This window comes from Peribacillus sp. NPDC097675 (assembly GCF_050277655.1).
Classification (GTDB): domain Bacteria; phylum Bacillota; class Bacilli; order Bacillales; family DSM-1321; genus Peribacillus.
In genome coordinates, this window is record NZ_JBNNSK010000002.1 from 145,094 (window position 1) to 160,944 (window position 15,851).

General features: G+C 37.9%; 16 protein-coding genes. 1 reads left to right on the forward strand and 15 read right to left on the reverse strand.

The window, feature by feature from the left end; genetic code table 11:
• Positions 1-945 precede the first annotated feature (945 nt).
• The 13 genes from ACQKL5_RS03950 to pssA form a co-directional block, all read right to left on the reverse strand.
• A complete protein-coding gene (locus ACQKL5_RS03950; protein ID WP_427606727.1) occupies positions 946-1,545 on the reverse strand; it encodes a TasA family protein in 600 nt (199 codons plus the stop codon).
• A gap of 1,527 nt (positions 1,546-3,072) precedes the next feature.
• The gene (locus ACQKL5_RS03955) at positions 3,073-3,531 is read right to left on the reverse strand and encodes a DinB family protein (protein WP_427606728.1); all 459 of its coding nucleotides are present in this window, start codon (positions 3,529-3,531) and stop codon (positions 3,073-3,075) included.
• A gap of 340 nt (positions 3,532-3,871) precedes the next feature.
• A complete protein-coding gene (locus ACQKL5_RS03960; protein ID WP_427606729.1) occupies positions 3,872-4,651 on the reverse strand; it encodes a sulfite exporter TauE/SafE family protein in 780 nt (259 codons plus the stop codon).
• A gap of 50 nt (positions 4,652-4,701) precedes the next feature.
• Positions 4,702-4,929 (reverse strand): sulfurtransferase TusA family protein, encoded by a 228-nt coding sequence (locus ACQKL5_RS03965; RefSeq protein ID WP_427606983.1) that lies wholly within the window; start codon positions 4,927-4,929, stop codon positions 4,702-4,704.
• A gap of 40 nt (positions 4,930-4,969) precedes the next feature.
• Positions 4,970-6,097: an MBL fold metallo-hydrolase gene (locus ACQKL5_RS03970; RefSeq protein WP_427606730.1), complete on the reverse strand. Its 1,128-nt coding sequence runs from the start codon at positions 6,095-6,097 to the stop codon at positions 4,970-4,972.
• A 57-nt stretch (positions 6,098-6,154) separates the two neighbouring features.
• Positions 6,155-6,550, reverse strand: coding sequence for a DsrE/DsrF/DrsH-like family protein (locus tag ACQKL5_RS03975; RefSeq protein WP_402966992.1), 396 nt, complete (start codon positions 6,548-6,550; stop codon positions 6,155-6,157).
• Between the two features lie 26 nt (positions 6,551-6,576).
• Complete coding sequence (locus tag ACQKL5_RS03980) at positions 6,577-7,149, reverse strand: sulfurtransferase TusA family protein (RefSeq protein ID WP_427606731.1); 573 nt, start codon at positions 7,147-7,149, stop codon at positions 6,577-6,579.
• Positions 7,150-7,202: 53 nt separating this feature from the next.
• On the reverse strand, positions 7,203-7,499 hold the full coding sequence (locus tag ACQKL5_RS03985; protein WP_427606732.1) for a rhodanese-like domain-containing protein: 297 nt from the start codon (positions 7,497-7,499) through the stop codon (positions 7,203-7,205).
• 19 nt (positions 7,500-7,518) lie between these two features.
• Positions 7,519-7,857 carry a rhodanese-like domain-containing protein gene (locus ACQKL5_RS03990; RefSeq protein WP_427606984.1) on the reverse strand — a complete coding sequence of 113 codons (339 nt, stop codon included), beginning with the start codon at positions 7,855-7,857 and terminating at the stop codon, positions 7,519-7,521.
• Positions 7,858-7,904: 47 nt separating this feature from the next.
• Positions 7,905-8,384, reverse strand: a complete 480-nt coding sequence (locus ACQKL5_RS03995; RefSeq protein ID WP_427606733.1) for a DsrE/DsrF/DrsH-like family protein — start codon at positions 8,382-8,384, stop codon at positions 7,905-7,907.
• Positions 8,385-8,529: 145 nt separating this feature from the next.
• Entirely contained in the window at positions 8,530-8,790 is a 261-nt protein-coding gene (locus ACQKL5_RS04000; protein WP_427606734.1) for a metal-sensitive transcriptional regulator, read from the reverse strand.
• 13 nt (positions 8,791-8,803) lie between these two features.
• Positions 8,804-9,142, reverse strand: coding sequence for a sulfurtransferase (locus ACQKL5_RS04005; protein WP_427606735.1), 339 nt, complete (start codon positions 9,140-9,142; stop codon positions 8,804-8,806).
• A 595-nt stretch (positions 9,143-9,737) separates the two neighbouring features.
• Complete coding sequence (pssA, locus tag ACQKL5_RS04010) at positions 9,738-10,484, reverse strand: CDP-diacylglycerol--serine O-phosphatidyltransferase (RefSeq protein WP_427606736.1); 747 nt, start codon at positions 10,482-10,484, stop codon at positions 9,738-9,740.
• Positions 10,485-11,021: 537 nt separating this feature from the next.
• Between pssA and ACQKL5_RS04015 the strand changes: the two genes are divergently transcribed.
• Positions 11,022-11,441, forward strand: a complete 420-nt coding sequence (locus tag ACQKL5_RS04015) for a hypothetical protein (protein WP_427606737.1) — start codon at positions 11,022-11,024, stop codon at positions 11,439-11,441.
• 65 nt (positions 11,442-11,506) lie between these two features.
• Here ACQKL5_RS04015 and ACQKL5_RS04020 read toward each other — a convergent pair whose 3' ends face one another.
• Both ACQKL5_RS04020 and ACQKL5_RS04025 read right to left on the reverse strand, forming a co-directional pair.
• Positions 11,507-14,638, reverse strand: a complete 3,132-nt coding sequence (locus tag ACQKL5_RS04020) for an AAA family ATPase (RefSeq protein ID WP_427606738.1) — start codon at positions 14,636-14,638, stop codon at positions 11,507-11,509.
• Positions 14,635-15,780, reverse strand: a complete 1,146-nt coding sequence (locus ACQKL5_RS04025) for an exonuclease SbcCD subunit D (RefSeq protein ID WP_427606985.1) — start codon at positions 15,778-15,780, stop codon at positions 14,635-14,637. The genes ACQKL5_RS04020 and ACQKL5_RS04025 overlap by 4 nt, the downstream gene beginning before the upstream one ends.
• Positions 15,781-15,851: the final 71 nt, after the last annotated feature.

Here is a 15,851-nt window from a genome sequence, read left to right on the forward strand (position 1 = left end):
GGGAGAATCGAAAAAATAGTGCCAGCTTCTTCCGTATTATCCTGTTGTCTAGTTCTAATAATGGGATGTAGGAACTTATGTAGCCTCTACGAGACTAGTAATAACTCTCATTATTCGATTTTAACGCGAAGTTCAGCCTCCATACCTTCATGATACGTGGGTAACTGAAGTGTCTCACCACGATTTGACACCCCGTCATACCATGTGGGAGCTTTTTGAAGACGAATGCTCCCTTTTTGCTTTTTCAATCTAATCCTTGATTTTTTTTACATTCCACGCCTTTACTTTAAAAAAATTAGTTGTGTAGCATGGCAAACTATCCGCTTTTCCCAAATTCTTAACAGGGCCCTTAAGGAAGACATACCCTTAACATTTGACATTTTACAAATTGAGGGATTCAAGAGCCGTTTATTTAATCTCAATTCTTATGCAACTTAAAGGAAATACCTCTTAAGCACCCTAATAGGAGAGCGCCTGCAAATCACCTCCCATCAATTTTTTAAGATACATTTTCCTCCGTCCCCTTCTAAAAATACAAGTGTGGTGTAATCATTCCATAAGAATAGCCTGATACTTTATAATGATAAACACTATCGTTAGTAGCATAATTAACTATGTAATTAGTGTAAGGTTCAACGACAATTAATTAACAACTACTAATTGATGAAATGGGTACAATTTTCCCTATGTGAAATTTTCATTGTACGTTTTAACGTGTACCTTGCCCGGCGCAGGAGGTTAGAGCCGAACAAGCACCAAGTAAAAATTACAAGGATAAAATGGCTAAAACTGATCAATAAACTAGACGGGACAGTTCTCCAACTGTCCCAGCCATTCTATTGGTTTTTTCCTATGAATCTCATAAATGCGAAAATCTATAACTAAGTTTGATAGAGAAGTGTCCCTATCAAAATAAGTAAGCAGCCATGACACAGCTTTTTTATCTTATAGATCTCTACCCTTGCCTTGTGTGGCGTTAAAAGTCCATGATAGATTAAGTTTATCCCCTTGGAATTGATTTTGATCTCCCTCGTTATCAATGAAATTGAACTTCACTACTAAATCATGTTCATCGCCCACCTTAAGGATGCCACCATCAAGAGCTTCGTTAAATATCTTTTCTGACACCGCTTTTGGGCTCATACCCTTTAGCTTATCCAATGTTGTTTTGTAAATGATTTCATTACCTTGGTCCATATTGTACAGAAATTCCACTTCAATATACTTGCCAAAATCCTCCGTGTTATCCCCTTTGGTATCAACCACGGAATACTGGGTACCCAACGTCACGTCTTTAATATCAAGTGTTCCGTCATTATGCAGTTCAAAAACACGCGTCATTGAGTCTCCAGGAGCGATGTTGCTGATATCAATAACCGTTGTGGGTTGCACAGATAAATCGAGTGTCCCCGCCGCAAACGTACTGCTCGCATCTGCACTGTCACTAAAGTACGCAAAAGTTCCCCCTCCAATTAAAGATACTCCCATTATTCCCGACATTATTCCCGACATAATTCCCATACCTAATTTCTTTTTCAATTCCATATTTACTCCTCCTTAAGCTTTTCCCTCTTTTTAGGGATGTTGTTTTTGAACGACTATCAAGTTTAGTTTTATAACCGAAGCTAATTGATATTGTTCCTTCGCTTTCTTCTTTACTTCGAATTCCACTATATTTCTTTAGATGCCCAATGAAATATAGTGGTATCCGGTATATTGTTGTAATTGCCCTTTGTTATGTATTGCGTCCCCGTACCTTAAAAATTCGATGGGTAATCAGGATTCTGTCACTTGTTTTATAAGTGACGATCTCCCCTTTTTAACATGGATGGGGTTGTCCACTAACCGGCTTTTTTCCTCATCAATAGCATCTTCATTTGCTTTCCAACTGTTATACGCTTTCGAGGACATCACATTCGTATTTTTTTAATAATCCAACAGCACTTAAGAACAAAAACCTTGGCCTTTAATAGGAACATGCCCCTTAATAGCCTTCTGTCACAACTTAATTTCCTACCCGGTTTATCCCCACCCCCTCAAAGCCATAAATCGGACAACACCTGTGTGAAATCTACTACTTGGTTATGTTTGTGAATTTTAAATAAAAAATTCTTCTATTAGAATTTTCCAGGTGTATGGATATGATGATTTGTTTATAAAATGTGTAATAGTTTCCTTAAACCTTGGTGTTAATTCTAAGCATTGCTTAGTGAAAATTTTGTTAGTTTTCGGAATTATAAGAAATTTTAATTTGACAAAACCCTACATACAACTTGTTTACTAGTTAGAAATCGACGTATTTACTGAATAACTTGCAAAGTATTTGTCAATTGTTCATGGGTTTTGACCTGTTTTGTAGAGATATTTTTGATATAAAAGACTTGTCGATGTTTTTAATGATCAAGTCTTTGTAGATCCTGACATTTTACGCTTCGGGATATTGGCATGCTATGGAATAGTTAGAGGAATAGAAAGTTAATGAATGTGAGATGGTACATAATTCGGATTAAAGTTTAAAGCTTCAGATAAAAATACTAATCGAAGAATGTTCAAAAATGATTGTCTATACAAGTAGAGTTGGAGGATAAAGACAGAATATTGCCAAGGTGAATATTGTCCTTTTGAAGTCACTTTGACCATTGTCACTTCAATTAGAATTTTTAAGGGAACTGTCGCGGATATATTTGTGGAATTTACAATAAACAATGTATTAAAGCATGTATTGAGCACTTAAAAGAGGCTGACTTAATATTACTTATTCTCAATGACCCAAAAAATCCTGATTCTATTCTATATATCCTTGAAATTCTGAATGCAAGTAAACGAAGCTATAACAACAGACCGTTCGATTTGCTAATTTCCAAGAACTAACACCAAAAATTCAGCCACGTTTAATTGAAAGAAAAGCAGGTGGGTCCGTGAATCTTTTACAAATTCTGAGGCCCACCTGCTAATTATTTTATTAACTTTTAACAACGCCAGCACTCCACATGTGGTGAATGTATGTGGCAACAAAAGGATGCTGGTGTTTTTTATTCTTAAGAACCTTGAACAAGACTATAGCAAAAACATTTATCTCATAAATGTAATAAAATCAACATTAACTGGTTCGATACCATTTGCTCGAAGGCGAGAGTTAATCTGACCTCGATGGTATTGACCATGCAATACTACATGAGTTAAAATATCTCTTACAGAATTCTTAAACAATTTATCACTACTATTTTTGTAGGATATTATCCTTTCTAAATCAGTCTCTGCCAAATTAGTTAAAAATGTTGTTATGCTTTCTTCACTTTGCATAACAAGTTCTGCACAAAATTCTATGTCTACATCTGACCAGATAGGTAGTCGCGAACTGTCCAATCCTTGTAATCTAGTTATCCATACCTTTTCTGAAAATAGGATATGCGAAAATAAACGGCTAACCTCTTGATTTTCATCTTCCACCTTTTGCAATGTTTCAAGGATACGCCGGTTAGCCCAATTCAAATGTTCATACATCTTTTGGATTGTTTCAATAAGATTCATACCTCCTTTAATTGAATTTCCCAACAGGCTCTTCACTAAAAAAATCCATCACTAAACTTGAGTATATGTTCTTTTTTAATGCAGCGAGTAATTATCATTATTCAACTCTTCTGCTTATCAGTACAATCATTCAACAAAAATAACTTTAATCCTTTTTAATGCGAAAAAAGAACGATTTCCCCATCGGAAATTCGTTCTTCTTTCATTACACTAACTCCATCCGTCTCGAAAGTTGATTTATCAAGTATTCTAGCTTTTTGGAAAGTAATAGCCTGTATAGGGATTCGAACTCCCGACCCCAACCCTGTCAAGGTAGAAGTCTAATATCCTATTACCAACCTTACGCCAAAATTCCCAACCAAATTTTCACTGCTGTCGCTAATATTAATAGTGCCAATATGACTTGAAGGATTTTTGTATTCATTTTCTTTCCGGCCATTGCACCAAGTGGAGCAGCGATGATACTTGCAACTACCATGATGATTGCTGGGTAATAGTCGACTTGCCCTGTAGATACCTTGCCGACTGTTGCCCCAATGGAGGAAATGAAGGTAATGGCTAGTGAAGAGGCAATGGTTACTCTCGTCGGTATTTTCAAGACAACGAGCATAATCGGAACAAGTAAGAAGCCTCCGGCTGCCCCTACAATCCCGGAACCTAAACCTACAATCAATGCAAGGATTGCCGCTAACCACTTATTAAATTTGACCTGGTCCAACGGGATATCATCTATACCTTTTTTCGGTATGAACATCATCACCGCCGCTATTAACGCAAGCAGGCCATAGACGATATTGATACCGTCTTCCGACATCGATTGCGAACCGAAACTCCCAATCACACTTCCTATTAATACACTGATACCCATGTAGAGGATAAGAGGCTTGTTTAAATAACCACCCTTACGGTAAGCCCATACACCACCAATGGAGGCGAATAATACTTGTACGGCGCTGATACCTGAAACTTCGTGGGCACTGAATGCCGCTAAACCGAAGATCGGTGGAATGTATAAAAGCATCGGGTACTTGATGATTGACCCGCCTATGCCAAGCATTCCTGAAATATAGGAGCCAATGAAACCAATTAAAAATATGGTGATGATAAAATTAATGTCCATGTCAGTCTCTCCTTTAGAAGAGGGGAACCTAATTGGCCCCCTTATCTTTATCAGCCTTTTCTAATCCAGAATTTCAACACACCATTATCTTCTGTCATTTCAACAAGCTCATGTCCACCTGATTTTGACCATGCAGCTAAATCTGCTTTTGCGCCTTTATCTGTTACATGTATTTCCAATACTTGACCGGATTCCAATTCATTCATCGCTTTCTTTGTTCTAACGATCGGCATTGGACAAGCCAAGCCCTTAGCATCTAATACTTTTTCTGAATTCATCATGATAAATCTCCTCTATTTTTAGTTTTTTTATGAAGTTTTAGCGAACCGCACAACGGTTTGGTCCAATCTCCATTTCACGTTGTTTTTCCTCATCAGGAGTGATTTTTCCCATGTTCGTTTGACGGATTTCTTGGTATGCATTTGGTTGTGGAGGTAGGTTTCCTGTTACCATCTCTCTGAATTCCGTTTCGTCTGCAATATTCAGGCCGTGATTTTCTTTAAACAACGATCCTAACTTCTTAGCGACACTGCCGTCTTCGTTCAATTCTTCTATGATCATGAAATGAGATGGCAGGACGATCAACTCGTCTGATAGTTCTTTGTAACGTGTATAAAGGGTTTCTCTCAAGTCGCCAACCCAATCCTCAGCCAATCCAGCTAGATCCGGTCTACCGATGGAATCGATGAATAGAATGTCCCCTGTCAAAAGGTATTTTTCATCGACAACAAATGAAGTAGAGCCAATCGTATGTCCAGGAGAATATAGCGCTTGGATTTCAATGGCTGTTTGACCGATTTTAACCACTTTACCACTCTCTAAAGGCTCATATTCAAAGACCACTTCCGTAGCATCTTTTGGTGGCAACCAATACGTTGCATTCGTGCTTTCTGCAATTTGTCTCCCACCTGAAATATGATCGGCATGTAAGTGTGTATCAAATACTTGTGTGATCTTTGCACCGATGCTTTCTGCAAAATCAAGGTACGTATCAATCATTCTAGTGGAGTCGATAATGGCTGCTTCTCCATTGGAAACGACCATGTAGGACAAGCATCCTTTTCCAAGACGAACAAATTGATAAATCTTGCCACCGTCATTCAAATCGCCAATTTTCACTGGCTCTAAGTGTTCACTCCAAGCTTTCATTCCGCCTTTTAAGTAAGAAACCGTTAGCCCAGCATCAGATAGCATTTCCGCTACCATAACGGATGAGCCTTCTTTTGCACATACAACCAGAACTTCCTTATTGGTAGGAATTTTATCCATGATTTCTTCCACACCATCTAGCAATTCGAAGTAAGGCGTGTTAAAGTAGTCGAAATTCACACCTTCAATTTTCCAATCGTTAAAATCACTTTCATTGCGAACATCCAAAATAAATAATTCATCTTTATTGATTACTTTCTTTGCAACTTCTTTAGCTGTCATTTCATTGTATGGCATTCACTATACCCCCTATAGTATATTTACATTTAAATTTTTTTGTTTTTTTCGCTGATATTAAAATGTTAAAGTGACATCCGCATCTTTAGCGAATTCCAAGAATGTGACGGCGCCGCCGACTTCAATTCCGTCAACGAAGTCTTCCTTTACGAGTCCCATGACATCCATGGTCATTTGGCATCCGATAAAAGTCACGCCCAATTCTTGAGCCATAGCAAGCAATTCTGGAATAGCCGGTACATTGGCCTTTGCAAATCCTTCGGCAAAATGTTCTTTGCCTTCTGGCATCGGAAGTTGTTTATTGCCTTCCTTATGAATCAAGTTCAAGCCTTCGAACGTAAAGAAAATGGTTACCTCTTGATCTGTTGCTGCCGCTGCTGTGGCAATATTAAATACTTTATATGCGTCAAATAATCCACCATTACTTGCGATGATTGCTACCTTTTTAGTCATAATTTCATTCCTCCATTTTTTAGGGTTTATTTATTCACTGATTTTTCTGTAGGACCATTCCATTGGCTCATGCCAGGCACGACATTGATTACTTGTTTAAATCCTGATTCTGCAAGTTTTTGTGCGGCTAGGTCGCTTCTGCTTCCAGTACGGCAGACGACAAAAATCTCGGATTCTTTATCTAATTCACTTAGACGGTCTTCCAATTCACCCATAGGAAGGGATTTTGCCGTTGGAATGTGTTCGAAAGCAAATTCTGCCGATTCTCGTACATCCAACACAACGATATTTGGATTTGCTTCTATTTTTTGTTGAAGCTCCTCATTGGAAACAATATTCGGGTGTTTCTTTTCAATACTTTCTTCTCCGCTTGATTTACGAAGATAATGTTTCAGAACAGTCCCTTCTTCGACTGTACCTAAATATTGATGGCCTGTACTTTCAGCCCAAGCTTTCATATCGGCCGTTGAACCTTTATCCGTCGCTTGCACTTCCAATACTTCTCCCGCTTCCAAGGCATTTAAAGCCTTTTTGGTTTTTACGATGGGCATCGGACATGCTAATCCTTTTGCATCCAATACAGAATTTGTTTTAATCATGTTTATTCCTCCTTATTTTGTATACGCAGTAGGGTATTAAATTATTAAAAAAATTATTCGGTTATACCTTTCCACGCAAGCATTCCGCCTGTCATGTTGCTCACTTGAAAACCATGATTTTCAAGTAGCTTGACGACCTTTGAACTTCTTCCACCAGAGCGGCAGACCATGATATACTCTTTTGATTTATCCAAATCTTGCAGGCGAAATTCTATTAGGCCTAGGGGTATATTCATGGCATTGGGTATTTTGCCCATTTTCACTTCATCTACCTCACGTACATCAATAATGTTCACTGGTGCCTTTTGATTTAAAAGAGTTTCGACTTCACTTGTTGAAATTTCTTTCATAGTAAACTGCCTCCTTTTATTAGTGCCAAGCACTCATTCCGCCTTTAACATTCGTGATTTCTTTAAATCCAAGTTTTTGTAAAGTCTTACTTGCCTTGCTACTTCTCATACCACTTTGGCAAATCACGAAAACTTCTTTTTCTTTAGAGAGCTCATTTGCTCTATCTTGCAATTCGAATAAGGGGATATTTTTAAATCCCTTGATGTGGTTACCTCTAAATTCATTAGGCGTCCGGACATCGATATATTGCTTACTTTTATTATTTAAATGTGCTCTTAATTCCATGGTACTAATCTGTTTAATTCCTTTTGCCGGAATAAATCGATGATACAAAAACCAGACTATTATAGCAATCATGAGGATATTCAATAATGTACCCAATTTAGCTTGATTCCTCCCTTACCTTAGATAAATAAGTTGACGTTACCATCTTCTGCATCAGCTAAATAAGCGGCAACACCGGCATATTCAATACCTTCTAATAACTCCTCTTGCTGTAAGCCCAATAAATCCATGGTCATCGTACAAGCAATCAGCTTCACTTCTTGTTCTTGAGCCATTTCAATTAAACTTGGAAGGGACATGGCGTTATGTTTTTTCATGACATGTTTGATCATTTTCGGCCCCATACCAGCAAAGTTCATGTTTGATAAGCCCATTTTATCCGCGCCTCTTGGCATCATTTTGCCAAACATCTTTTCAAGGAAGCCTTTTTTCAATGTCAATGACTCATCTTTACGTAAGGCGTTCAATCCCCAGAATGTATGGAAAATTGTCACTTCATGATCATAAGCCGCCGCTCCATTCGCAATAATATAAGCGGCCATCGCCTTGTCATAGTCACCGCTAAATAAAATAATCGTCGTTTTTTTCTTTTCTGTCATTAGTATTTTCCCCCTGAATTTAAGTTACCCTAATGGGTATATTTTTTAACATCTCAATATACCGTATGGGGTATATGTTATAGCAAAAAATAAAGTTCGTCAACCCTTTTGACGACCCTGTAAAAATGATTTCTCTTATTAATCGCTATCTGCTTTTAATTAATAATTCAACAGCATCTTTGACAAGACTCTCTGTTTCATCACCATTAATGATATTCTCCCGTACACATTGTTCGAGATTGGTGCTTACAATGACTCCCATCGTCCTATCAATGGCATTTCGAGCAGCTGATAATTGCGTGACGATATCCCTGCAGTCTTTTCCCTGTTCCATCATTCCTAGCACACCTTTAATTTGGCCTTCAATCCGCCTTAACCGATTAATGACACTTTTATCGTATTCCATGTTCTATACCCACCTATCTATAAAGACTTTCAATTATCTCATAGCTGGTCACGTTAATCCCTTTACTTTTTAATAAGCGAAGTCCTAAGTTCAACTCTAATCTATCCGAAGCAATTACGTGAATGTTTCCCTTTGGAATGTCCTTACTAAATCGTTTTAAATATGCATAAGGAATATTCAAAGTATCTTTATTTAAATCATTTCTTTCTTGATTATATGCCCGTATGTCTAAAGAAACAACGTTACTTTCTTTTGCGTAATCTTTTAGACACGGAACATTTTTAACAGGAATATAACGTTTATATAAACTTGTCAGTAAAAATACAAACAGTACTAGAAACAAAAGAGTCATGTTTACCACCTGTGTAACAATTTATAACCCAATAATATACCTATAGGGGTATAATGTCAAGATAGTTTAGCGTTCTTTTTTTCAAGTATCTGATTCCACTTTTATTCTTCACATGACATTCTTACACAAAATTGTTGAAAAACCTTCCCCAGGACTTTGAAATTCCTAGAATTAAATCGATACTTGAACCATTTAAACTGGATGTATGGACAATTCTCTTAAGAGTATATAGCAGATTTATCTATCTTCTATGGAGGAAAGTATAAAGGATTAAGTTTTGAAGAAGCTTATAAAAAATATGATAGAGAAAATTTAAGAATGGAAGAAATCCATCAAAAGGTAGCTTGGTCTCAGAGGGATATTGGTAATGTCCCTACATATCTTGATTATACTTATTCCGTAAAAAAATACGGATTCAAAGGGAGTTAGATTATTGTCCAAACATACGTAAGAACAATAAATGGTATATCCAATGTTTGAAAGTGGAAAATTTGAGCTTATTAGCAATAATCTTTAAAGAAGGTGCCTAATTCTTCTCATCCCAAAAAAAGCAACCCCAAAAGTCATTTCCCAAGACTTTTGAGGCAGCTCCTTTTTATTGTTTCATCCTTTTCTTACGTATCACTTTGATTTTTTGCTTTTTGATTTTCTTTTTGTTAGGGAACCTGGGTTCTTTTTCTTTGATATATCTCACCACTATTAATACTATATATGTTCCTAAAGCAATATAAAAAGATAGCGGTATGGATTCGAATCTGGATTCAGCCACTAAATAAAACGTATAGAATAAAAATAAGGTTATAAGAACACTATTCTTCGGCATGCCTACTTTTTTGAAGCTCGGAATTTTCATTGTACTTACCATCAGTATACACAGTCCATAATAAAGGATAATAAATACCCATAATGGTATCAATGCTTCAATCAAGACAAAGAATGCCACAATCCCACCCGCTAAAGTAATGGGTATCCCTTTGAAATACTTAACAGATTCTGCTTGGTCGGTAATGTTAAACCTCGCCAATCGGTATGCTCCGAATAGGGGGAACAAACCTGCGATTAGCATCCCGACTTGCCCAAAGTCATTGAAATATGTATGTACAGCCAAAAAGGCGGGCGCTACCCCAAATGATACAATATCGGCCAAAGAGTCCAACTCTTTACCCATTTCATTAGAGACCCCAAGGATTCTTGCTACTCTGCCATCCAATGCATCTAACATTAAAGCGATAAAAATCAATATTATTGCATTTCTTAAATCACCAGTGATAATACATCCTATTGATAGGAACCCACAAAATAGATTACCCAAAGTCAGCATATTAGGTATATGTTTTTTCATCCTACACTTCCTTAACTCCTGAAATTAAACTTTCCTCAGCTTTTACCATCTTTTGAAAAGCTTAACTTGTTATCTTCTAATTATAACTTCATACCTGTATTATGGCTAAGATTATATTTATAAGTCTTTGTTTTTCCTTCATTTAAAGGACTCATTACCTCTGTATTTAAGTATATTCTTCCATAAAAAAATTAACCCAAATGGGACAACATTGGAAACAGCATTTTGCTGTTGTATGTTTGTATTATTTTAAAAACCTACTTTTTTGTTTTCCCATTTAAACATTTGTTACTTCTTCATGAACCAGTCTTAATCCTCTTTAGACCTTATGCTTAAATTCTACTTGAAAAATCAGTTAGTGGTTTGGCTAACTGTCAACCTTCCCCTCATGAAATAAAAAAAATACCGTTTTACCAACTTTTCCTCATTGATTTTCTATCACCATTAAAACCAAGTATGAGAAAGTATTTAATATTATCACCATTCTATTTACTTCTTACATATAATACAAACAAAGGCAAAACCGGGGGTATACACATGCAAGATAAACTACATGATGTACAGATAAATGAGGTTAAGGTATTTGATGATTGGGTGAAAAAATTTTTTCTCAACCCAGAAACAAGTCTCTTGGATCAACAGTTATTCACGATTGATATTTACGAAAGTAACGATGAATATATGGTGGAAGCGATTTTGGAAAACCATGCTGCAAAAGATATCAAAATATTATTAAGAGATAATGAGATTTCGATTCTGGTCGATCAACCTCATAAACCTTTTCCAAAACTTTTTCATAAAGATAAAGCGGTTATTCCAGCTGCGCAGCGTAAGATTTCTTTCCCTTTTTCCATTTGTTCACGTAGAATTACCGCTGAGTTTACACAACCATTATTAGTGATTCGCATTCATAAGTATACCCCTGGTCGAGCCACAGAAGATATCCGGATAGAGTAACTCTCATCTTCAAATATAAAAAGAATGGCTCGTAAGCTTCTTGCTTCACGAGCCATTCTTTTTTACTAGCCTGCAAAATTAAACGAAGTCGTACTTCCATTTTGTGTAGATATGACCTGAAGTTGAGCATCGATTCTTTCCTTCAATTCCGGAACATGAGAAATAATGCCAACGAGTCGACCACTGCTCTGGATATCCATCAATGCTTCAATTGCATGATCAAGTGATTCAGGATCAAGAGTACCGAAACCTTCATCAATGAACATCGTTTCAAGCGAAATTCCTCCTGCATTTTGCTGGACTATATCTGCAAGCCCAAGAGCGAGTGCGAGCGATGCTTTGAAACTTTCTCCTCCAGAAAGCGTTTTTACATGACGTTCCTGGCCTGTATATTGGTCATACACAGACAACTCCAATCCGCTTTGAATATTTCTACGAGTTGGATCAAGCTTTCTTAAGAGCTGATAACGACCGCTCGTCATCTTTAAAAGCCTAAGATTGGCTTCTTTTAGAATATCATCTAAAAAGGCAGCCAAAACATACCGTTCAAAAGTGATTCGGAACGAATTTTGTCCTTTTGAAATCTCTGAAAGATGGCCAACAATGCTGTATTGTTCATCCAGGCTTTTTTGCTCTTCTCGTATAAGTGCCAGTTTTTGCTCGATTTCTTGGTTATTCCTTTTGTCCGCCTGTAACTCATTCTGCGTGTGACGTAATTGGTCAAGTTCACCGTCAATGAATTCAAATGTCTTTTTCAACCCATCTAAGTCCGGTTTTGGTACATCTTTCAACTTCATTTCAAGGTCATGAAACAAGCTTATGACACTTTGCCAATTTTGCTCGTATTGCTGAACTTGTTTTTCTATGGATTTAAGCGCATCTTCCGTCCTTTTGGCTGCAGTATATTCCTTATACGTAGCAAATCCTTGATTGGACATATCCACAATCAGCTTTTCACGCTCTTCATTTAATTCAAGGTTCAAGGCATCGATATTCCCGGCGAGGGATTCCTTTTTCGCATGGATGACGGATTCTTTTTCTTTGACCAAGTGAAGGGCTTTTTGTGCCTCTTCCAATGCTTTCTGCAACTGCTTCTGCCTTTTGCATGCCACGTCAAACACTCTCGTATACTCTTCTTCTGTACGTATTCCTTCTGGTAGGGAGTCCATTAGACCCGTAAGCTTTGTAGAATTTTCAATATACCTAGTTTTAGTATCGTCTTCCATCTTTTCTAAAGAAGTCACGTTCTCTTTCAACTCGGCAGCCTTCTTTTTCAAGATCATTACTTGTTTTTCCAGTTGGCTCCCCATATCCTTCATACGCATCAAGGACTGTAATTGTTTTTGCAGCTCTTTTCCTTTTTCTTCAAATGCGTTCATATATTCTTCCATATGCTCGGTAGTGAACGCAGGCATTTCATTTTGTAAATCCATCAATTTTTCTTTGGAGGAGTCTGTAAGGGCTTGGAATTTGGATTCAGCTTGATAAAATTCACTTTCAGCCTGACTTTTTTGCTGATCTGCCTTTTTCACTTTAGTCTCCTGCTGCTTCAATTCTATATCTGATGGCATATTATCATGTAAATGCGCAGGCTTAGGATGATTGACCGAACCGCAGACCGGACAGTCTTGACCATCATGAAGCATGGATGCAAGCATGCCCGCCTGACCTGTCCGCCAATTTTGATTAAGCATCTCCAGTTTTTCTTTTTCCTGAAGCTGAAGATCAAGAAGATGTTGAAAAGTGGACTTTTTCTCCTTTAAGACACCCTCCGTACTCTCACATTCCGATAAGACGGATTGAAGCTTGCTTAATTTTGAAACGAGCTGTTGATTTTTTTCTAATTCCCTTTCCTTATCCCCATAAAGGATGGTTGCTTTTTCGGCTTCAGCCTTTTCTAGGTGGATTTTTTCCATTTCCGTTTCGATTCTAGTAAGCTCATTAACGTTATTTTCACGAAGTTGCTTACTTTTTCGCCACTCTTTTTCATCTAAAAGGACCTGCTCTTTTAAACTAGTAAAAATCATAACGGCTTCTTTCACTTGTTCAAGCTGATGCACATCCCGTAAAGCCTGCTCTCTATCCTCTTCTTTTTCCAGCTCTAGCTCATATAAATCCTGCTTCTTAAGGCGCTCCGTTAACAACATTTCGGCCTGATTGGTTAAATTCTGAAGTTCAGTCGTCACCTCTTTTACTTGCTTTCCGATTCGCAAGTAATACTGCTCCTGTTTTTCGAGCGAAGCCGCTTTATGTGCCATTTTCATCTGTTCTTTTAATTCCAATATTTCAGGGCGCTTCGAATCAAGGGCTTCTTTTTCACTTTGTAGCCTTTCTTTCTCAGCAAATCGATTTAACAAATCAGCCGCTTTTGAAAGCTCTTGATTAACCCGATCACGAGCTTCCTGCTTTTCCTTTAATAGCTGAGCTAAGGATTGATATTTTTCTGTAGCAGCGATAATTACTTCATGTAGGAAAGGCAGAATTTGTTGTTCATTTGGTTCATCTGCTTCCAAATAGGCTTGAAGCTCTGCATGCTCCCCTGGTTTTATGCCCTTCATTAATTCAATGCGCCGCTGTGCACTCTTTTCGCTTTGTTTCTTAAGGAGGGACGCTTCTTCCTTTAATCTTTCTTCGATTCGCTTATACAGTTCGGTATGAAAAAGTTTTTGGAGAATCTGTTCTTTATCTTTACTATCGGATGTTAATAGTTTACGAAATTCATTTTGCGGTATCATCAGGATTTGCCTGAATTGATTCGCATCCAATCCGATAAGTACTTTTATTTTTTCTTCAACCTCGCGGACATTGGCTCCAAGCAACTTTTTTCCATCGGCTTGTATTTCATATAGTTCAGCCTTTGCGCTAACTGTTGTGGTGCCCTCTCCAGATTTCTTCTTTCGTTCCTGCTGTGGGGAACGGGTTACCAGATATGTTTTTCCACGAAGCGTAAATTGTAGCGATACCTCCGTCAAGACATCATCTTCGGCAAACTGGCTTCGTAAATCTTGCCCACTACGATCTTCACCGCTCGCTTTCCCGTATATCGCAAAGCTAATCCCATCAAATATCGTCGTTTTACCGGCACCAGTCTTTCCGGAAATGACAAACATGGTTCGTTCACCCAGTTTGTTGAAATCAATGATTTCCTTACCGGCATACGGACCGAATGCTTGCATCGTTAGAATGTGAGGTCTCATTTCAAAGCCTCCTCCTTCTTGACAGCTTCAATGACAGAAACCATCAGTTCTTGCTTTTTAGAATCGAACTCCCGATCTGTCATTTCCTGATAAAATGTCTCAAACAGATCCAGTTCGGACTTCCGTTCATGTTTTACGGAAGAATATGATTTTTTCCGTCTCGCATCGGTCAAATCCCACTTCCGCTCCAGATGGAGCACATTCGGGTACACTTGGCGTAGACGGTTAATTGGATCGATGAGCGATCCTTCATCATTCAAGATGATCTTCAAATAGTCGTCTACCTTTTGATTTTGGTAAAAAGAGACATCCAGTAGTTCTTCCATCGTGCCAGAAAGTTCCCTCATATCAAACTTAGGGGTTAATGAACGGTAGCGAATATCAAAGTTGCCGTCTTCTTTCATCTCAACTATGGATAGGGACTTATTTTGTTTTGCCTCGGAAAATGAATATTTCAAAAGAGACCCAGAATAATAGACCTTAGGATGACGGATTGCGTCAGGGCTATGCAAATGTCCAAGCGCTGTATAATCGAACGCATCAAATAGATCAGCTGTAACACAACCCGATCCTCCAACTGATAGAACCCGTTCCGAATCACTCGTTTTCCCGCCCAAAACAAAGGCATGTCCAACTAATACATTTGCCTCATTGGGATTGAGCGTTTCCTCTATTGCCCCCGTAATCCTTTTCATCGCTTCCTGATGGGAATGGATGCTTTCATCATTGAAAAGATGACGCACCGTTCCAGGTTCTGCATAAGGAACACAATAAAAATTGACCCCTTTGATATGGACCGGTTCACATGTCTTTGTCAGTTTCCCATGAATGTATAACTGGCTATGACGATACCACGACGAACCAAACGATAACCTTTCCGCAGAATCATGATTTCCCGAAATGGCCACAATGGGTATATTCATTTTTACATTGATTGTATAAAGAATTTCATCAAGGAGTTCCACCGCATCTGTCGGAGGTACGGAACGGTCATAAAGATCACCGGCTATGACCACCGCATCAGGTTTTTCCTCTTCAATTATCTCAATAAACTGCAGCAATGCATGACGTTGATCATCCGTCATATGTACACCATGGACGATTTTACCTAAATGCCAATCTGCCGTATGGATAAATTTCATCATTTCACTCCGTCCTCATTTTTCTTACTACTATTATATCAAAAATTAAAAAGAAAGCCTCGATAGAGTAC